Source organism: Mesorhizobium sp. P160219, from assembly GCF_057786095.1.
In genome coordinates this window covers 4,532,291-4,548,610 of record NZ_JBYNWG010000001.1, presented here as the reverse complement: position 1 = coordinate 4,548,610, position 16,320 = coordinate 4,532,291, and the positions used below count along the sequence as shown (strand labels likewise).

At 62.4% G+C, this 16,320-nt stretch carries 17 protein-coding genes; 15 read left to right on the top strand and 2 right to left on the bottom strand.

Annotation, left to right across the window (positions count from 1 at the left end; all coding sequences use genetic code 11):
- The first annotated feature begins 45 nt into the window (after positions 1 to 45).
- The 12 genes from eno to AC3EMP_RS22010 all read left to right on the top strand — a co-directional run bounded on the left by eno (position 46) and on the right by AC3EMP_RS22010 (position 10,766).
- Positions 46 to 1,320 carry a phosphopyruvate hydratase gene (eno, locus tag AC3EMP_RS22065; RefSeq protein WP_023706542.1) on the top strand — a complete coding sequence of 425 codons (1,275 nt, stop codon included), beginning with the start codon at positions 46 to 48 and terminating at the stop codon, positions 1,318 to 1,320.
- Positions 1,321 to 1,458: 138 nt separating this feature from the next.
- Positions 1,459 to 1,782 carry an FtsB family cell division protein gene (locus AC3EMP_RS22060; protein ID WP_023706543.1) on the top strand — a complete coding sequence of 108 codons (324 nt, stop codon included), beginning with the start codon at positions 1,459 to 1,461 and terminating at the stop codon, positions 1,780 to 1,782.
- A 195-nt stretch (positions 1,783 to 1,977) separates the two neighbouring features.
- Positions 1,978 to 3,024 (top strand): pyruvate dehydrogenase (acetyl-transferring) E1 component subunit alpha, encoded by a 1,047-nt coding sequence (pdhA, locus tag AC3EMP_RS22055; protein ID WP_023682559.1) that lies wholly within the window; start codon positions 1,978 to 1,980, stop codon positions 3,022 to 3,024.
- 15 nt (positions 3,025 to 3,039) lie between these two features.
- Positions 3,040 to 4,461: a pyruvate dehydrogenase complex E1 component subunit beta gene (locus tag AC3EMP_RS22050; RefSeq protein ID WP_023682558.1), complete on the top strand. Its 1,422-nt coding sequence runs from the start codon at positions 3,040 to 3,042 to the stop codon at positions 4,459 to 4,461.
- Positions 4,462 to 4,487: 26 nt separating this feature from the next.
- Positions 4,488 to 4,793 (top strand): hypothetical protein, encoded by a 306-nt coding sequence (locus AC3EMP_RS22045; protein WP_023714177.1) that lies wholly within the window; start codon positions 4,488 to 4,490, stop codon positions 4,791 to 4,793.
- A 2-nt stretch (positions 4,794 to 4,795) separates the two neighbouring features.
- Positions 4,796 to 6,217, top strand: coding sequence for a pyruvate dehydrogenase complex dihydrolipoamide acetyltransferase (locus tag AC3EMP_RS22040; protein ID WP_352712928.1), 1,422 nt, complete (start codon positions 4,796 to 4,798; stop codon positions 6,215 to 6,217).
- A 14-nt stretch (positions 6,218 to 6,231) separates the two neighbouring features.
- Entirely contained in the window at positions 6,232 to 6,651 is a 420-nt protein-coding gene (locus AC3EMP_RS22035) for a hypothetical protein (RefSeq protein ID WP_023668917.1), read from the top strand.
- Positions 6,648 to 7,289: an SGNH/GDSL hydrolase family protein gene (locus AC3EMP_RS22030; RefSeq protein ID WP_023682555.1), complete on the top strand. Its 642-nt coding sequence runs from the start codon at positions 6,648 to 6,650 to the stop codon at positions 7,287 to 7,289. The genes AC3EMP_RS22035 and AC3EMP_RS22030 overlap by 4 nt, the downstream gene beginning before the upstream one ends.
- Before the next feature lie 21 nt (positions 7,290 to 7,310).
- Complete coding sequence (gene lpdA, locus AC3EMP_RS22025; RefSeq protein WP_023668919.1) at positions 7,311 to 8,759, top strand: dihydrolipoyl dehydrogenase; 1,449 nt, start codon at positions 7,311 to 7,313, stop codon at positions 8,757 to 8,759.
- A gap of 102 nt (positions 8,760 to 8,861) precedes the next feature.
- On the top strand, positions 8,862 to 9,119 hold the full coding sequence (locus tag AC3EMP_RS22020; protein ID WP_023668920.1) for a GlsB/YeaQ/YmgE family stress response membrane protein: 258 nt from the start codon (positions 8,862 to 8,864) through the stop codon (positions 9,117 to 9,119).
- A 208-nt stretch (positions 9,120 to 9,327) separates the two neighbouring features.
- Positions 9,328 to 10,293 (top strand): lipoyl synthase, encoded by a 966-nt coding sequence (gene lipA / locus AC3EMP_RS22015; RefSeq protein WP_023668921.1) that lies wholly within the window; start codon positions 9,328 to 9,330, stop codon positions 10,291 to 10,293.
- Between the two features lie 11 nt (positions 10,294 to 10,304).
- Complete coding sequence (locus AC3EMP_RS22010) at positions 10,305 to 10,766, top strand: type II toxin-antitoxin system RatA family toxin (protein WP_023668922.1); 462 nt, start codon at positions 10,305 to 10,307, stop codon at positions 10,764 to 10,766.
- On the opposite strand, the gene AC3EMP_RS22005 is transcribed toward AC3EMP_RS22010, so the two are convergent.
- Both AC3EMP_RS22005 and AC3EMP_RS22000 read right to left on the bottom strand, forming a co-directional pair.
- The gene (locus AC3EMP_RS22005) at positions 10,742 to 11,251 is read right to left on the bottom strand and encodes a CinA family protein (RefSeq protein WP_023752291.1); all 510 of its coding nucleotides are present in this window, start codon (positions 11,249 to 11,251) and stop codon (positions 10,742 to 10,744) included. The two genes, AC3EMP_RS22010 and AC3EMP_RS22005, sit on opposite strands and share 25 nt — an antisense overlap.
- Positions 11,248 to 12,471, bottom strand: a complete 1,224-nt coding sequence (locus AC3EMP_RS22000) for a bifunctional 2-C-methyl-D-erythritol 4-phosphate cytidylyltransferase/2-C-methyl-D-erythritol 2,4-cyclodiphosphate synthase (RefSeq protein WP_023752290.1) — start codon at positions 12,469 to 12,471, stop codon at positions 11,248 to 11,250. The genes AC3EMP_RS22005 and AC3EMP_RS22000 overlap by 4 nt, the downstream gene beginning before the upstream one ends.
- A 139-nt stretch (positions 12,472 to 12,610) precedes the next feature.
- Between AC3EMP_RS22000 and dusB the strand changes: the two genes are divergently transcribed.
- The 3 genes from dusB to ntrC are packed head-to-tail and all read left to right on the top strand — an operon-like array spanning position 12,611 to position 16,229.
- Positions 12,611 to 13,633, top strand: a complete 1,023-nt coding sequence (gene dusB / locus AC3EMP_RS21995) for a tRNA dihydrouridine synthase DusB (RefSeq protein ID WP_352712931.1) — start codon at positions 12,611 to 12,613, stop codon at positions 13,631 to 13,633.
- Positions 13,630 to 14,775, top strand: coding sequence for a two-component system sensor histidine kinase NtrB (locus AC3EMP_RS21990; protein ID WP_023706549.1), 1,146 nt, complete (start codon positions 13,630 to 13,632; stop codon positions 14,773 to 14,775). The genes dusB and AC3EMP_RS21990 overlap by 4 nt, the downstream gene beginning before the upstream one ends.
- The gene (ntrC, locus tag AC3EMP_RS21985) at positions 14,772 to 16,229 is read left to right on the top strand and encodes a nitrogen regulation protein NR(I) (protein ID WP_023701735.1); all 1,458 of its coding nucleotides are present in this window, start codon (positions 14,772 to 14,774) and stop codon (positions 16,227 to 16,229) included. Before AC3EMP_RS21990 ends, ntrC begins: the two co-directional genes overlap by 4 nt.
- Positions 16,230 to 16,320: the final 91 nt, after the last annotated feature.

Here is a 16,320-nt window from a genome sequence, read left to right as displayed (position 1 = left end):
TAAGAGGGGCGCGACGCTTTCAATCGATCAATCGGGGACATCGCAATGACCGCCATCATCGACATTGTCGGGCGTGAAATCCTGGACAGCCGTGGAAATCCGACCGTCGAGGTCGACGTCGTTCTCGAAGACGGCTCGATGGGCCGCGCCGCCGTGCCGTCGGGCGCGTCGACCGGCGCGCATGAGGCCGTCGAACTGCGCGACGGTGGCGCCCGCTATCTCGGCAAGGGCGTGCTCAAGGCGGTCGAGGCCGTCAATGGCGAGCTGTTCGAGGCGATCGGCGGCATGGAAGCCGAAAACCAGATCCACATCGACCAGACCATGATCGAGCTCGACGGCACGCCCAACAAGAGCCGGCTCGGAGCCAACGCCATTCTCGGCGTTTCGCTGGCGGTCGCCAAGGCAGCAGCGGAAGCCGCCGGCCTGCCACTCTACCGCTATGTCGGCGGCACCAAGGCGCATTTGCTGCCGGTGCCCATGATGAACATCATCAACGGCGGCGCGCATGCCGACAATCCGATCGATTTCCAGGAATTCATGATCCTGCCGGTCGGCGCGCCGACGCTGCGCGAAGGCGTGCGCTGGGGCTCCGAAATCTTCCACACGCTGCGCAAGAAGCTGAAGGATGCCGGCCACAACACCAATGTCGGCGACGAAGGCGGCTTCGCGCCCAATCTGAAGAGTGCGCCGGTGGCGCTCGATTTCATCATGGAATCGATCGAGAAGGCCGGCTTCAAGCCGGGCGAGGAGATCGCGCTTGGTCTCGACTGTGCGGCGACCGAATTCTTCAAGGACGGCAATTACGTCTATGAGGGCGAGAAGAGGACCCGCGATCCCAAGGCGCAGGCCAAGTACCTGGCCAAGCTTGCCGCCGACTATCCGATCATCTCGATCGAGGACGGCCTGGCCGAGGACGACTGGGAGGGCTGGAAGTACCTGACCGACCTGATCGGCAACAAGACGCAGCTGGTTGGCGACGACCTCTTCGTCACCAACACGGCGCGGCTGCGCGACGGCATCCGCATGGGTGTCGCCAATTCGATCCTGGTCAAGGTCAACCAGATCGGCTCGCTTACCGAAACGCTCGACGCTGTCGAGACCGCGCATAAGGCAGGCTACACCGCAGTCATGTCGCACCGTTCGGGCGAAACCGAGGATTCGACCATCGCCGACCTCGCCGTCGCCACCAATTGCGGGCAGATCAAGACCGGTTCGCTGTCGCGCTCGGATCGCATGGCCAAGTACAACCAGCTGATCCGCATCGAGGAAGAGCTCGGCAAGCAGGCGCGCTACGCTGGCAAGTCGGTGGTCAAAGCCTAAATTCTGCCGAACTGGCGAAAACGATGGAAGGGCGGGATTTTCCCGCCCTTTTTCGTTGCGGCCGCTGGCTAATGCACCTGTCCGTAACCGTCCATTAAGCACAATCGAGCGACAAATGGCGGTCAAAGGATTGCGACCATGTGGACACGCCAGCACAAGCAGAGAAACACCGGCCGGCTGATCATCCCGTCCCTTTGCGTGGCGTTCCTGGCCTATTTCGGCTTCCATGCCTATCATGGCGAGTTCGGCATCAATTCCAAATATCAGCTCGAAGCGCAGACCATCGAATTGCAGGCCAAGTACGATGCCATCAAGGCGCGCCGGGTCGATCTGGAGCGGCGTGTCCAGCTGATGCATGAGGGTACGCTTGAAAAGGATATGCTCGACGAGCAGGCACGCCGGGCGCTCAATCTGTCCCAGCCCGATGAAATCACCGTCATGCTGCCGGCCAATTCGAAATAACCAAGTTTCAGTTAATCGCTGTTATCTCTAATGATTCTGGGCGTTTAGGCGCATGCCAGCCATGCATTTTTCTGCATGGCGAAACGCGGTCTCGCATGTTAGCTTCCCTCCAATCGGTGGGGAGGAGCTGATCCTCCCCGGAGCAGACATGGTGTGCTTTAGTGTCCGCAAAGAGACGCCAACAGGGAGTGATGCATGGCCACCGCCGCCAAAAAAGCGCCTGCCAAATCCGTTAAATCGACGTCCGCCAAATCAACGGGGCTTTCCGCCCCCAAGCCGGCTGACTTCACCAAGGACGAGGAGCTTGCCGCCTACCGGCACATGCTGCTTATCCGCCGCTTCGAGGAAAAGGCCGGCCAGCTCTACGGCATGGGCTTTATCGGCGGCTTCTGCCACCTCTATATCGGCCAGGAAGCGGTCGTCACCGGCATGAAGATGTCGCTGATCAACGGCGACCAGATGATCACCGCCTATCGCGACCATGGCCACATGCTGGCGATGGAACTTTCCCCGCGCGGCGTCATGGCAGAGCTGACCGGACGCCGTGGTGGCCTGTCGAGGGGCAAGGGCGGCTCCATGCACATGTTCTCCAAGGAGAAGCATTTTTACGGCGGCCACGGCATTGTCGGCGCGCAGGTCTCGCTCGGCACCGGTCTCGCCTTCGCCAACCGCTACCGCGACAACAACAATGTGTCGCTGACCTATTTCGGCGATGGCGCTGCCAACCAGGGCCAGGTCTATGAAAGCTTCAACATGGCCTCGCTGTGGAAGCTGCCGGTGATCTACATCATCGAGAACAACCGCTACGCCATGGGCACTTCGGTGTCGCGCTCGTCGGCCGAAACCAATTTTTCGCATCGCGGCGCCTCGTTCAAGATTCCCGGCATTCAGGTCGACGGCATGGATGTGCGTGCGGTCAAATCCGCCGGCGATCAGGCGACCGAATGGTGCCGTGCCGGCAACGGTCCGATCATCCTCGAGATGCAGACCTATCGCTATCGCGGTCACTCGATGTCGGATCCCGCAAAATACCGCTCCAAGGAAGAAGTGCAGAAGATGCGCTCGGATCATGATCCGATCGAGCAGGTCAAGGCGCGGCTGACGGCCAAGAAGTGGGCGACCGAGGACGAACTCAAGAACATCGACAAGGAAGTCCGCGACATCGTCGCCGACGCCGCCGAATTTGCCCAGCACGACGCAGAGCCGGATCCGTCCGAGCTCTGGACCGACATCGTATTGTAACGGGAGGGCAAGGACATGCCGATCGAAATTCTCATGCCCGCTCTCTCGCCGACCATGGAAGAGGGCAATCTTTCCAAATGGTTGAAGAACGAGGGCGACAAGGTCGTCGCCGGCGATGTCATCGCCGAGATCGAAACCGACAAGGCGACGATGGAAGTCGAAGCCGTCGATGAAGGCACGATCGGCAAGATCGTGGTTCCCGCCGGCACCGAAGGCGTCAAGGTCAACGCGGTGATCGCCGTGTTGCTGCAGGACGGTGAAAGTGCAGGCGATGTCGAAAAGAGCGGCAAGCCTGCCTCCACCCAGGATGCCGTTTCCGCTGGCGGTCAGCGGACCGATGCAGCCGAGGAAGGTACAAAAGCGGCTCCCCAGGATGCCGGCGAGGCTCCGAAGGCAGTTCCCGCCGCTCCGGCGGCCAAACCTGCCGCCGATCCGGATATTCCCGCCGGCACCGAGATGGTCTCGACCACGGTGCGCGAAGCGCTCCGCGATGCCATGGCTGAAGAAATGCGCCGCGACGGCGATGTCTTCGTCATGGGCGAGGAGGTCGCGGAATACCAGGGCGCCTACAAGATCACGCAAGGGCTGCTGCAGGAATTCGGGCCGCGCCGCGTCGTCGACACGCCGATCACCGAGCACGGCTTTGCCGGCGTCGGCGTCGGTGCGGCGATGGCCGGCCTGAAGCCGATCGTCGAGTTCATGACCTTCAACTTCGCCATGCAGGCGATCGACCAGATCATCAACTCCGCGGCCAAGACGCTCTATATGTCGGGCGGCCAGATGGGCGCACCGATCGTGTTCCGCGGACCGAACGGTGCGGCCGCCCGCGTCGGCGCCCAGCATTCGCAGTGCTATGCCGCCTGGTACAGCCATATTCCCGGCCTGAAGGTGGTGATGCCGTACACGGCTGCCGACGCCAAGGGCCTGCTCAAGGCGGCGATCCGCGATCCGAACCCGGTCATCTTCCTTGAAAACGAAATCCTCTACGGCCAGTCCTTCGACGTGCCGAAGCTCGATGATTTCGTGCTGCCGATCGGCAAGGCGCGCATTCACAAGCAGGGCAAGGACGTCACCATCGTCTCGTTCGGCATCGGCATGACCTATGCCATCAAGGCGGAAGCCGAACTGCGCGGCATGGGCATCGATGCCGAGATCATCGATCTCCGGACCATCCGCCCGCTCGACCTCGACACCGTCATTGCCTCCGTGAAAAAGACCAACCGCCTGATCGTGGTGGAAGAAGGTTTCCCGCAGAACTCGGTCGGCGACCACATCGCCAACCAGGTTTCGCAGCGCGCCTTCGATTTCCTCGACGCGCCGGTCATCACCATCGCCGGCAAGGACGTGCCGATGCCTTATGCGGCGAACCTCGAAAAGCTGGCTTTGCCCAATGTCGGCGAGGTCATAGAGGCGGTCAAAGCCGTCACGTATCGCTGACGGTCTTTCTTGCGGGGGAGGCAGAAATGGCGACGATGGCAGATGTGAGGAGAATAGCTTGGTCTCTATTTTGGCGGAGCTTCCTGTCTAGTATCGCTTGTGGATTTGTTGCTGGCGCGATTGTTGGGTTCGTCATTGGGTTCATTGGCGGTTTTTTTGGACTTCGCCATGAGGCAATTCAGGTACTGAGCTCTGTTGGGGGAGCATGCCTTGGGCTTGTAGCATCATTCCTTTGTTTGAATTTCTTCTTGGCCCGATCGATTGGCAAGGAATTCAAAGGCAAACGTCTAGAACTTGCCGTGGTTAGCCCGGCTGGCTTGCAGGGAGAGTAACTATGCCAATCAACATCACCATGCCGGCACTCTCGCCCACGATGGAAGAGGGCAATCTTTCCAAGTGGCTGGTCAAGGAGGGCGACAAGGTTTCGCCGGGCGACGTGATCGCCGAGATCGAGACCGACAAGGCGACGATGGAAGTCGAGGCCGTCGATGAGGGCACGGTCGCCAAGCTGGTCGTTCCGGCCGGCACCGAAGGCGTCAAGGTCAATGCGCTGATCGCCATTCTCGCCGGCGAAGGCGAGGATGCAGGGGCGGCGGCAAAGGGTGGTGGCGATGCCGCGCCCGCGAAAGCCGATGCCAAGCAGGATAAGGCGTCAATCTCCCCACCCGTGGGGGAGATGTCGACGAAGTCGACAGAGGGGGGCGCTGTCCCGCCGACCTCTCAGTCTGTCGCGCCCCCCTCTGGCCTGCCGGCCATCTCCCCCACAAGGGGGGAGATCAGCCAATCGTCAGGCGAGCGCACTTTCGCCTCGCCGCTGGCGCGGCGCATAGCCAAGGACGCCGGCGTCGATGTGTCCGCTGTGAGTGGCACCGGCCCGCATGGCCGTGTCGTCAAGGCCGATGTCGAGGCGGCGATTGCCGGCGGTGGCGCCAAGGCTGCACCGGCCGCGAAAGCCGCACCTGCCGGCGCTCCGGCACCTGCGGCTCCGGCTGCGGCACCCAAGGCTATGTCGGACGAACAGGTGCTGAAGCTGTTTGCCGAAGGGTCCTATGAGCTCGTCCCGCACGACAATATGCGCAAGACCATTGCGCGCCGCCTGGTCGAGGCCAAGACAACCATCCCGCATTTCTACCTGACGCTCGACTGCGAGCTCGATGCGCTGCTGGCGCTGCGCACACAGATCAATGCGGCGGCTCCGATGAAGAAGACCGACAAGGGCGAAGTGCCCGTCTACAAGCTGTCGGTCAACGACATGGTGATCAAGGCGATGGCGATGGCGCTGATGGCGGTGCCGGATGCCAATGCGTCGTGGACCGAAAGCGCCATGGTCAAGCACAAGCACGCCGATGTCGGCGTTGCCGTGTCGATCCCCGGCGGCCTGATCACGCCGATCATCCGCCACGCCGACGAAAAGACACTGTCCGCTATCTCCAACGAGATGAAGGATCTGGCGAGCCGTGCCCGCAGCCGCAAGCTGAAGCCTGAGGAATATCAGGGCGGCACGACGGCTGTCTCCAATCTCGGCATGTTCGGCATCAAGGACTTTGCCGCCGTCATCAACCCGCCGCATGCGACGATCCTGGCGGTGGGTGCCGGCGAGCAGCGGCCGGTGGTCAAGAATGGCGAGATCAGAATCGCCAATATCATGTCGGTGACGCTGTCGACCGATCACCGCGCCGTCGACGGTGCGCTCGGCGCCGAACTTCTGGTCGCCTTCAAGCGCATGATCGAAAATCCGATGGGCATGCTGGTCTAGGAAGGAAAAAGGCTGTGCGGAAATTCGTCACCAGCCTTTTCGCCCTGATCCTTTCCGGCCTGGCCGGCGGGCTGGTGGCGCTGTGGCTGGCAATCGTCACCAATGCGAATTCCGAATACATCCTGGTCTTCATGGTTTCGGCGCTGGTCACCATCGTTGCGACCGTGGCGTTTTTCATCGCGCAGTTCGTGCCAAACCCGCAAAGGGCGATAAACCTGACGGGGCTTGTTGGGGTTTCGTTGTTCGTGCTGGCCGGAATCGGGCTGATTGCCTGGACCTTCTCGCAGCCGCCTGGCAAAGCCCAGTGGTCGGGCGATCTCCCCGTTGTCGCCGGTCTGTTTTTGCCAAGCATCGCCACGGTTATCGTGCAGTGGCTGTTCGTGGGATGGCGCGTGCGGCGCGGGCTTAGGGCGGAGGCGGGTGCGGGTGCATGAAGACGATCCTCTGCTACGGCGATTCCCTGACCTGGGGCTATGACGCGGCGAGCCTCGGGCGTCATGCGCTGGAAGATCGCTGGCCGAGCGTGCTCAAGGCGGCGTTGGGCGACGATGATATCGAAGTCATTGCCGAAGGTCTGAACGGCCGCACCACGGCTTTCGACGATCACCTGGCTGGTGCCGACCGCAATGGCGCCAAGGTGCTGCCGACGATCCTGACCAGCCATGCGCCGCTCGACCTGATCATCATCATGCTCGGCGCCAACGACATGAAGCCCTGGATCCACGGCAATCCGGTCGCGGCCAAGCAGGGGGTGCAGCGGCTGATCGACATCGTGCGCGGCCACGATTATCCGTTCGACTGGGCCGCGCCGCAAATCCTGATCGTCGCGCCACCAGCGGTCAGCCGCACCGACAATGCCGAATTCAAGGAAATGTTTGCCGGCGGCGACGAGGCCTCGAAGCGGCTGGCGCCGCAATATTCCGCGCTCGCCGACGAGGCCGGCTGCGGCTTTTTCGATGCCGGCACGGTGGCCGAGACCACACCGATCGACGGGGTCCATCTCGATGCCGAAAACACGCGCAATATAGGTGACGCATTGGCGCCATTGGTGCGTGTGATGCTGGAACTCTAGAGAAAATCAGGGAGAAACCCCGTGGCAGAATCCTACGACGTCATAATCATCGGCTCGGGCCCCGGCGGCTATGTCACGGCGGTGCGCTCCGCCCAGCTCGGCTTCAAGACTGCCATCGTCGAGCGCGAGCATCTCGGCGGCATCTGCCTCAACTGGGGCTGCATCCCGACCAAGGCGCTGCTGCGCTCGGCCGAGATCATGCACTATTCCGATCATCTGAAGGACTACGGCCTGAAGCTCGAAGGCGGCAAGGTCAGCGCCGACACGGCCGCTGTCGTCGACCGCTCGCGCAAAGTGTCGTTGAGGCTCAATGGCGGCGTCGCCTTCCTGATGAAGAAGAACAAGGTCGACGTTATCTGGGGCGAGGCCAAGCTCTCCAAGCCCGGTGAGATCGTCGTCTCCAAGACGGCCAAGAAACCGATGGAGCCGCAGCCGCCGGTGCCCAAGGGCGTCAAGGGCGAGGGCACCTATACCGCCAAGCACATTATTCTCGCCACCGGCGCCCGGCCGCGCGCGCTGCCCGGCATCGAGCCGGACGGCAAGCTGATCTGGACCTATTTCGAGGCGATGGTGCCGAAGGAGATGCCGAAGTCGCTGCTGGTCATGGGTTCGGGCGCCATCGGCATCGAGTTCGCCTCCTTCTACCGCACCATGGGCGCCGAGGTGACGGTGGTCGAGCTGTTGCCGGCGGTGATGCCGGTCGAGGATGCCGAGGTCTCGAAATTCGCGCAGAAGCAGTTCGAGAAGCAGGGCATGAAAATCATCCTCGAGGCCAAGGTGACCAAGGTCGAGAAGGGTGCCAACTCGATCACCGCCCATGTCGAGATGAAGGACGGCAAGGTCGAGAAGATCACCGCCGACCGCATGATCTCGGCCGTCGGCGTGCAGGGCAACATCGATAATCTCGGCCTCGAGACGCTCGGCGTGAAGACCGATCGCGGCTGCGTCGTCATTGACGGCTATGGCAAGACCAACGTTCCCGGCATCTACGCTATCGGCGATGTCGCCGGACCGCCGATGCTCGCCCACAAGGCCGAGCATGAAGGCGTGGTCTGCATCGAGAAGATCGCCAATTTCCCCGGCGTGCATGCGACAGACAAGCTGAAGATCCCGGGCTGCACCTATTGCAACCCGCAGGTCGCCTCGGTCGGGCTCACCGAAGCCAAGGCGAAGGCCGAAGGCAAGGACATCCGCGTCGGCCGTTTCCAGTTCGGCGCCAACGGCAAGGCGATCGCGCTTGGCGAGGACCAGGGCTTCATCAAGACCATCTTCGACAAGAAGACCGGCCAGCTGCTCGGCGCGCATATGGTCGGCGCCGAGGTGACGGAGCTGATCCAGGGCTTTGTCGTGGCGATGAACCTGGAGACCACCGAGGAAGAGCTGATGCACACCATCTTCCCGCATCCGACGCTGTCGGAGATGATGAAGGAAAGCGTGCTCGATGCCTATGGCCGTGCGCTCAACGCGTGATAAATTGGTGCCGCGAGACTCAGAGGCATGCGCCGGAGGAACCTTACGGCAAGACAGTTCGTTTCCGGATGCATTTTCACCTGACACTGGAGGAGTTGGCATATGGACGTGAATGGCGTGGGCTGGATTGCGGCCATCATCATCGGCGGTTTGGCCGGGTGGCTGGCCGAGATGGTCATGAAGAGCAATACCGGCGTCTTGATGAACATCATTATGGGCATTGTCGGCGCGGTGGTGCTGAACGCAATTCTCAGGGCGCTCAACATCGAACCCTTCGGTGTCGGCTGGCTCGCCTACCTGATCACCGGCTTCATCGGCGCCTGCCTGCTGATCTTTGCCGGGCGGCTCATTCGCCGATAAAACGGCTCGCCGTTTTATCTCGTTCTTCTGACGCAATTCCGGACGGAAAACCGTGTCACACTTTTCCTGGAATTGCTCTGGATCCCCGCTATGCGAAAAAGGCTATGGCGGCATGCGCCGCCGCGGCCTTTTTCTTTGCACCGAAAAGTCCTAGATGACGTCAGAAGGGCGAATGCCGACGGGCAGACGCCAACAAGTCAGGTTTGAGATGGTCACCGTCCTCGACACGATCGCCAACGCGCCGCGCCTGCGGCACCCCGAGAAGGCACACAAGCCTGATCAGGACGTGCTGCGCAAACCCGACTGGATCCGCGTCAAGGCGCCGATGTCGAAGGGCTATGCCGAAACCCGCGAGATCGTGAAGTCGCACAAGCTGGTCACGGTGTGCGAAGAGGCCGGCTGCCCCAATATCGGCGAGTGCTGGGAAAAGAAGCACGCCACCTTCATGATCATGGGCGAGATCTGCACGCGCGCTTGTGCCTTCTGCAATGTCGCCACCGGCATTCCCACCGCGCTCGATGCCGATGAGCCGGCGCGTGTCGCGCATGCCGTAAAGCAGATGGGGCTGACCCATGTCGTCATCACCTCGGTCGACCGCGACGATCTCGCCGATGGCGGCGCGCAGCATTTCGCCGAGGTTATCCGGGCGATCCGGGCAGCGACACCTCTGACCACGATCGAAATCCTGACGCCCGATTTCCTGCGCAAGGAAGGCGCGCTGGAGATCGTCGTGGCGGCCAAGCCCGATGTCTTCAACCACAATCTCGAAACCGTGCCGTCGAACTACCTGACGGTGCGGCCGGGTGCTCGCTATTTCCACTCGATCCGGCTGTTGCAGCGGGTCAAGGAGCTCGACCCGTCGATCTTCACCAAGTCCGGCATCATGGTCGGCCTCGGCGAAGAGCGCAACGAGATCCTGCAGCTGATGGACGACCTGCGCTCGGCCAATGTCGACTTCATGACCATTGGCCAGTATCTGCAGCCGTCGAAGAAGCACCACCCGGTGATCCGCTTCGTCACGCCGGAGGAATTCAGCTCCTTCGCGACGATCGGCAAGACCAAGGGTTTCCTGCTGGTGGCGTCGAGCCCGCTGACGCGCTCCTCGCATCATGCCGGTGACGATTTCGCCAGGCTGCGGGCGGCGCGTGAGGCGCAGCTCAAAAAAGCCAGTTAAATCCTGCTTCAATGCCGAAATTCGAAGCCACACGCCGCGTTGCCCACACGCCGGAGCAGATGTTTGCGCTGGTCGCCGATATCGAGACGTATCCGCAATTTCTGCCGCTGTGCGAGGCGCTGACGGTGCGCTCTCGCAAGGAGCGTGATCGCCGCACCATTCTCCTCGCCGATATGAGCATCGGCTACAAGGCGATCCGCGAGACCTTTACGACGCAAGTGCTGTTGAAGCCGGACGAGAACACCATCGACGTCAAATACATCGATGGGCCGTTTAAATATCTAAGCAATATCTGGCGCTTCGAGCCGGCCGACGGCGGCGGCTGCAACGTCCGCTTCTTCATCGACTACGAGTTCAAGAGCCGTATCCTCGGCGTGTTGATGGGCACCATGTTCGATCGCGCCTTCCGCATGTTTTCCGAAGCCTTCGAAAAACGTGCGGACGTCATCTACGGAACGACGCCCATCTCATGAGTGTCGCCGAGCGCGCGCAGGCCGATCTCCAGCGCATGCTTGACCGTCTCACGGCGGATGAAGTCGCGGCCATTGTTGGCAAACATATTGAGCTCGGCAGCCACCGGCCCACGTCTTAGGGCAACTCCGAACCAGACGAGGCCGACCGGTTTTTCCGGCGAACCGCCGCCTGGGCCGGCAATGCCGGTGACGGCAAGCGCCAGCCCGGCGCGCGAGCGCGCCAGAGCGCCCGCCGCCATCTCCAGAACCGTTTCGCGCGCGACGGCGCCATGCGCCTCGAGTGTGGCGGGCGAGACGCCGAGCATCTCCATCTTTGCTTCATCGGAATAGGTGATGAGGCCGCGATCGACGACAGCGGACGAGCCGGCAATGTCGGTCAGTGCCGAGATGATCATGCCGCCGGTGCAGCTCTCGGCCGTCGCCAGCATGATGCCGCGCTGCTGGCAGACCTGGAGCAGGGCGTTGGCAAGATCGCTGTTGTTCATGCGGGAACCTCCCCGGGGAAGACGACACTGGCTGTGGCGATGGCGGCGATGCCTTCCTCGCGGCCGACAAAGCCGAGTTTTTCGTTGGTCGTCGCCTTGATGGAGATGCGATCGCTGGAAATGCCCAGTATCGCCGACAACGCGTTGGTCATGGCCTCGCGATGCGGGCCGACGCGCGGCGCCTCGCAGATCAGCGTGATGTCGGCATTGGCGATGCGGCCGCCGCGTTCGCGCACCAACCTGGCCGCATGCTCGACGAAGATCTTCGACGCCGCGCCCCTCCATTGCGGATCGGAAGGCGGGAAATGCGTGCCGATGTCGCCGGCGCCGCAAGTGGCGAGCAGCGCATCGGTCAGCGCGTGCAGGCCGACATCGGCATCCGAATGGCCCGAAAGCTTCTTGCCGTGCGGGATGGCGACGCCGCACAAAGTGACATGGTCGCCAGCCTCGAAGGCGTGCACGTCATAGCCATTGCCGGTGCGAATGTCTGGAAAACGCTCGCCAGTAAGCCGTTGATCCGCCATCGCGATATCCCTTGCCCAGGTCAATTTGACATTGTCCGGCGATCCCTCGACGATTTTCACCGGAATATGCGCCCATTCGGCGATCGCGGCATCGTCGGTGAAATCCGCCTTGCCGAGATGATGGGCCTTTTCATGCGCGGCGAGCAACGGCCAGAACGGAAAGCCCTGCGGCGTCTGCGCGGCATGAAGGCCGGCCCTTGGCACCGTCTCCTCGATCATGCCGGTGCCCGACTCGCGCTTCAGCGTATCGGCGACGGGCAAAGCGGGCAGCGCGCCCTGGCGCTCGCCAATGGCGGCGATGATACGGTCGATCAGGGCCGTGTCGACAAACGGCCGCACCGCGTCATGGACAAGGACACGGCCGGGCGTACGTTCCCTCAGCGCCAGCAGGCCGAGCCGGACCGAGGCCTGGCGCGACTCGCCACCGACCACGGCGGTAACCCGCTCGGCATACGCGCCGGCTGCCTTGTCGAAAAGCGCTCGGTCATCGGCATGGATGGCGACGACGACGGGGCCAATTTCGGGATGCGCCAGGAAAGTCTCCAGCGTGCGCGCGATCACGGCACGGCCACCGATGCGCTGATATTGCTTCGGCCCGTCGGCCTTTCCGGCACGCGCGCCGCGGCCGGCTGCAACGATGACCAAGCCGACCTTGTCGGTCGTCGCCTCGGCCGGTTTTTCGCTTGCGTCTGTCATGCCGAGAGGCTTAGTCGCGGCTTATTGCGAAGGCCAGCATTTTCCCAAATGCGCCGCAATGTGACGTCATTGCGCGTTGCACAATGCCTTTCTTATGGCTAGAGAATGTGCAGCAATCCGATATGCTTGGTTTTTGTGCATGCCTGAAGTGACAAAATTGGCTTCGCCGCTCGACATTGGCGGCGTGACGATCCGCAACCGCGTCTTCCTCGCGCCCATGTCGGGAATAACGGACGAGCCGTTCCGGCAGCGCGCCTACGCGCATGGCGCGGGCCTGGTCGTGTCGGAAATGGTGGCGAGCGGCGAGCTTGCCAAGGGCAGGGCCGGCTGCGACCTGCGCATCCGTCATTCCGGGCTGCCCGTCCATATGGTCCAGCTTGCCGGCCGCGAGGCCGAGCACATGGCCGAGGGCGCGCGCATCGCTGCCGGCGAGGGCGCCGACATCATCGACATCAATATGGGCTGCCCGGCCAAGAAGGTGACCGGCGGCTATGCCGGCTCGGCGCTGATGCGCGATCTCGACCACGCGCTGTCGCTGATCGAAGCGGTGATCGGCGCGGTCCAGGTGCCGGTCACGGTCAAGATGCGGCTCGGCTGGGACGACAATGCGCTCAATGCACCCGTTTTGGCGCGCCGCGCCGAAGAGGCCGGTGTTAAAATGGTGACCGTGCATGGGCGCACGCGCTGCCAGTTTTATCAAGGCAAGGCCGATTGGGGCGCCATCGCCCGCATCAAGGACGCCGTCTCGATCCCGGTGGTCGCCAACGGCGATGTGGGCTCGCCCGCGGAGGCCGCCGAAATCCTTGAACAGTCGGGCGCCGACGCGGTGATGATCGGTCGTGCCCATTATGGCGCGCCATGGACGGCGGGCCGCATTGCGGCGACGGCTGCGGGCGACGCGCTCTCCGGCGTGCCGGAAAGCCCGCAAGCCATGGCCGACTACATCGTTTCCCACTACGAGGACATGCTGACGCTTTACGGCGTCGAAAGCGGCTTGCGCCAGGCGCGCAAGCATCTCGGCTGGTATCTCGACCGCCACGCTGCTGGCGTTTCCGATGGGCGGCGGAAAGCCATCCTCACCTCTTTCGAACCCCCCCGCGTCATTGCCTTGCTGCATGAGGTGTTTTCCGGCGAAGCCACGCCCTTGCGGAGCGCCGCATGAACGCCACCGTCACACCGAGCTCCGACATGGCGGATGCCGCCAGTATAGTGCTGAACACCATCCGCCGTCCCGTCATCATGGTCGATCCGGACGGGTTCATCACCTACGCCAATGCCGATGCGGAAGACTTCTTCCGCTCAAGTGCCAACATGCTTGCCCGCAACACACTCTCCAAGCTGATCCCGTTCGGCAGCCCGCTGTTGCAGCTGGTCGACCAGGTGCGCGAGCGCCGTGCGCCGGTCAACGAATACCGTGTCGACGTGTCATCGCCGCGTCTCGGAATCGAGAAGGTCGTCGATCTTTATGTCGCGCCGGTGCCGGAATTCCCAGGCTCAATCGTGGTGATGTTCCAGGAACGCTCGATGGCCGACAAGATCGACCGCCAGATGACACACAGGGGTGCCGCGCGTTCGGTCACCGGCCTAGCCGCCATGCTGGCGCATGAGATCAAGAACCCGCTGTCCGGCATTCGTGGCGCCGCACAGCTGCTCGAACTCTCGGCGTCCGACGAGGATCGCGCGCTGACCCGCCTCATCACTGACGAGACCGATCGTATCGTCTCCCTGGTCGACCGCATGGAAGTGTTTTCCGACGAGCGGCCGATTGACCGCTATCCCGTCAACATCCATGTCGTGCTGGACCATGTGAAGGCAATCGCGAAGAACGGTTTTGCCAAGAGAATCAGGATATTGGAGGACTATGATCCATCATTGCCTCCGGTTTTCGCCAACCGCGACCAACTGATCCAGGTGTTCCTCAACCTGGTCAAGAACGCCGCCGAGGCCATCGGCGGCGACCCACAGGGGGAGATCGTGCTGTCGACCGCGTTCAGGCCGGGCATCCGCGTTTCCGTTCCCGGAACCCAGGACCGCGTGTCGCTGCCGCTTGAATTCTGCGTGCGCGACAATGGTTCGGGCGTTTCGGAAGACATTCTGCCGATCCTGTTCGATCCGTTCATCACCACCAAGCCGAACGGGTCGGGGCTCGGCCTGGCGCTGGTGGCGAAAATCGTCGGCGAGCATGGCGGCATCATCGAATGCGATTCGACGCCGCGCGGCACCACCTTCCGAATCCTGATGCCGGCCTGGAAAGAAACACCCATCGACACTGCCGATGATGAAGGCGAAGGAGACCGCAAATGACGGTTCGCGGCAATATTCTCGTCGCCGACGACGATGCGGCCATCCGCACCGTGCTCAATCAGGCGCTGTCGCGCGTCGGCCATGAGGTGCGCGTGACCTCCAACGCCTCGACGCTGTGGCGCTGGGTGGCGGCGGGCGAGGGCGATCTGGTGATCACCGACGTTGTCATGCCGGACGAGAACGCCTTCGACATGCTGCCCCGCATCAAGAAGGCCCGGCCGGAGCTGCCGGTCATCGTGATGAGCGCGCAAAACACTTTCATGACGGCGATTCGTGCTTCCGAAACAGGTGCTTACGAGTATCTGCCGAAGCCGTTCGACCTGACCGAGCTGCTCAACATCGTCAACCGGGCGCTGTCAGAGCCGCGCCGACCGAAGATCGATACGCGACCGGAAGAACAGCCTGACGCGATGCCGCTGGTCGGCCGCTCGGCCGCCATGCAGGACATCTACCGCATGCTGGCGCGCATGATGCAGACCGACCTGACGGTGATGATCTCGGGCGAGTCCGGCACCGGCAAGGAATTGGTGGCGCGCGCGCTGCACGAATATGGCCGCCGCCGAGGCGGTCCGTTCGTCGCCATCAACATGGCGGCAATCCCGCGCGACCTCATCGAATCGGAACTGTTCGGTCATGAGAAGGGTGCCTTCACCGGCGCACAGAACCGCTCGACAGGCCGCTTCGAGCAGGCCGAGGGCGGCACGCTGTTCCTCGACGAGATCGGCGACATGCCGATGGAGGCGCAGACGCGGCTGCTGCGCGTGCTGCAGCAGGGCGAATACACCACTGTCGGCGGGCGCACGCCGATCAAGACCGATGTGCGCATCGTCGCCGCCACCAACAAGGATCTGCGCACGCTGATCAACCAGGGGCTTTTCCGCGAGGATCTGTTCTATCGCCTGAACGTCGTGCCGCTTCGGCTGCCGGGTTTGCGTGAGAGGTCGGAAGACATTCCCGATCTGGTGCGGCATTTCTTCAAGATCGGCGCCAGCGAAGGCTTGCAGACCAAGCGCATTTCGACCGGCGGCATCGAATTGATGAAGCGCTATCCGTGGCCGGGAAACGTGCGCGAGCTGGAAAACCTGGTGCGCCGGCTTGCGGCGCTCTATTCGCAGGACGAAATATCAGCCGAAATCATCGAAGCCGAACTGAAGACAGGCGAAAGGCCGGTCGTTCCCGGCGGCGGCAATTTGATCCCGGACGATCTGTCCATCGGCCAGGCGGTGGAGCACTTCCTGCAGCGCTATTTCGCCTCTTTCGCCGGTGATTTGCCGCCGGCAGGTCTCTATCAACGCATCTTGTCGGAGGTCGAATATCCGCTGGTGCTCGCTTCCATGACGGCAACGCGCGGCAACCAGATCAAGGCGGCCGAATTGCTCGGCTTGAATCGCAACACGTTGCGCAAGAAGATTCGCGAGCTGGGCGTCAACGTCTACAAATCGTCGAGACCATGAGCGCCTGCTGCCCGAAGTGACGCGAGGTCATCCCCTTTTCAGGGGATCGGCGGCCGAAAGATTTCCGTCACGGCCACACTTGTTGCATAAT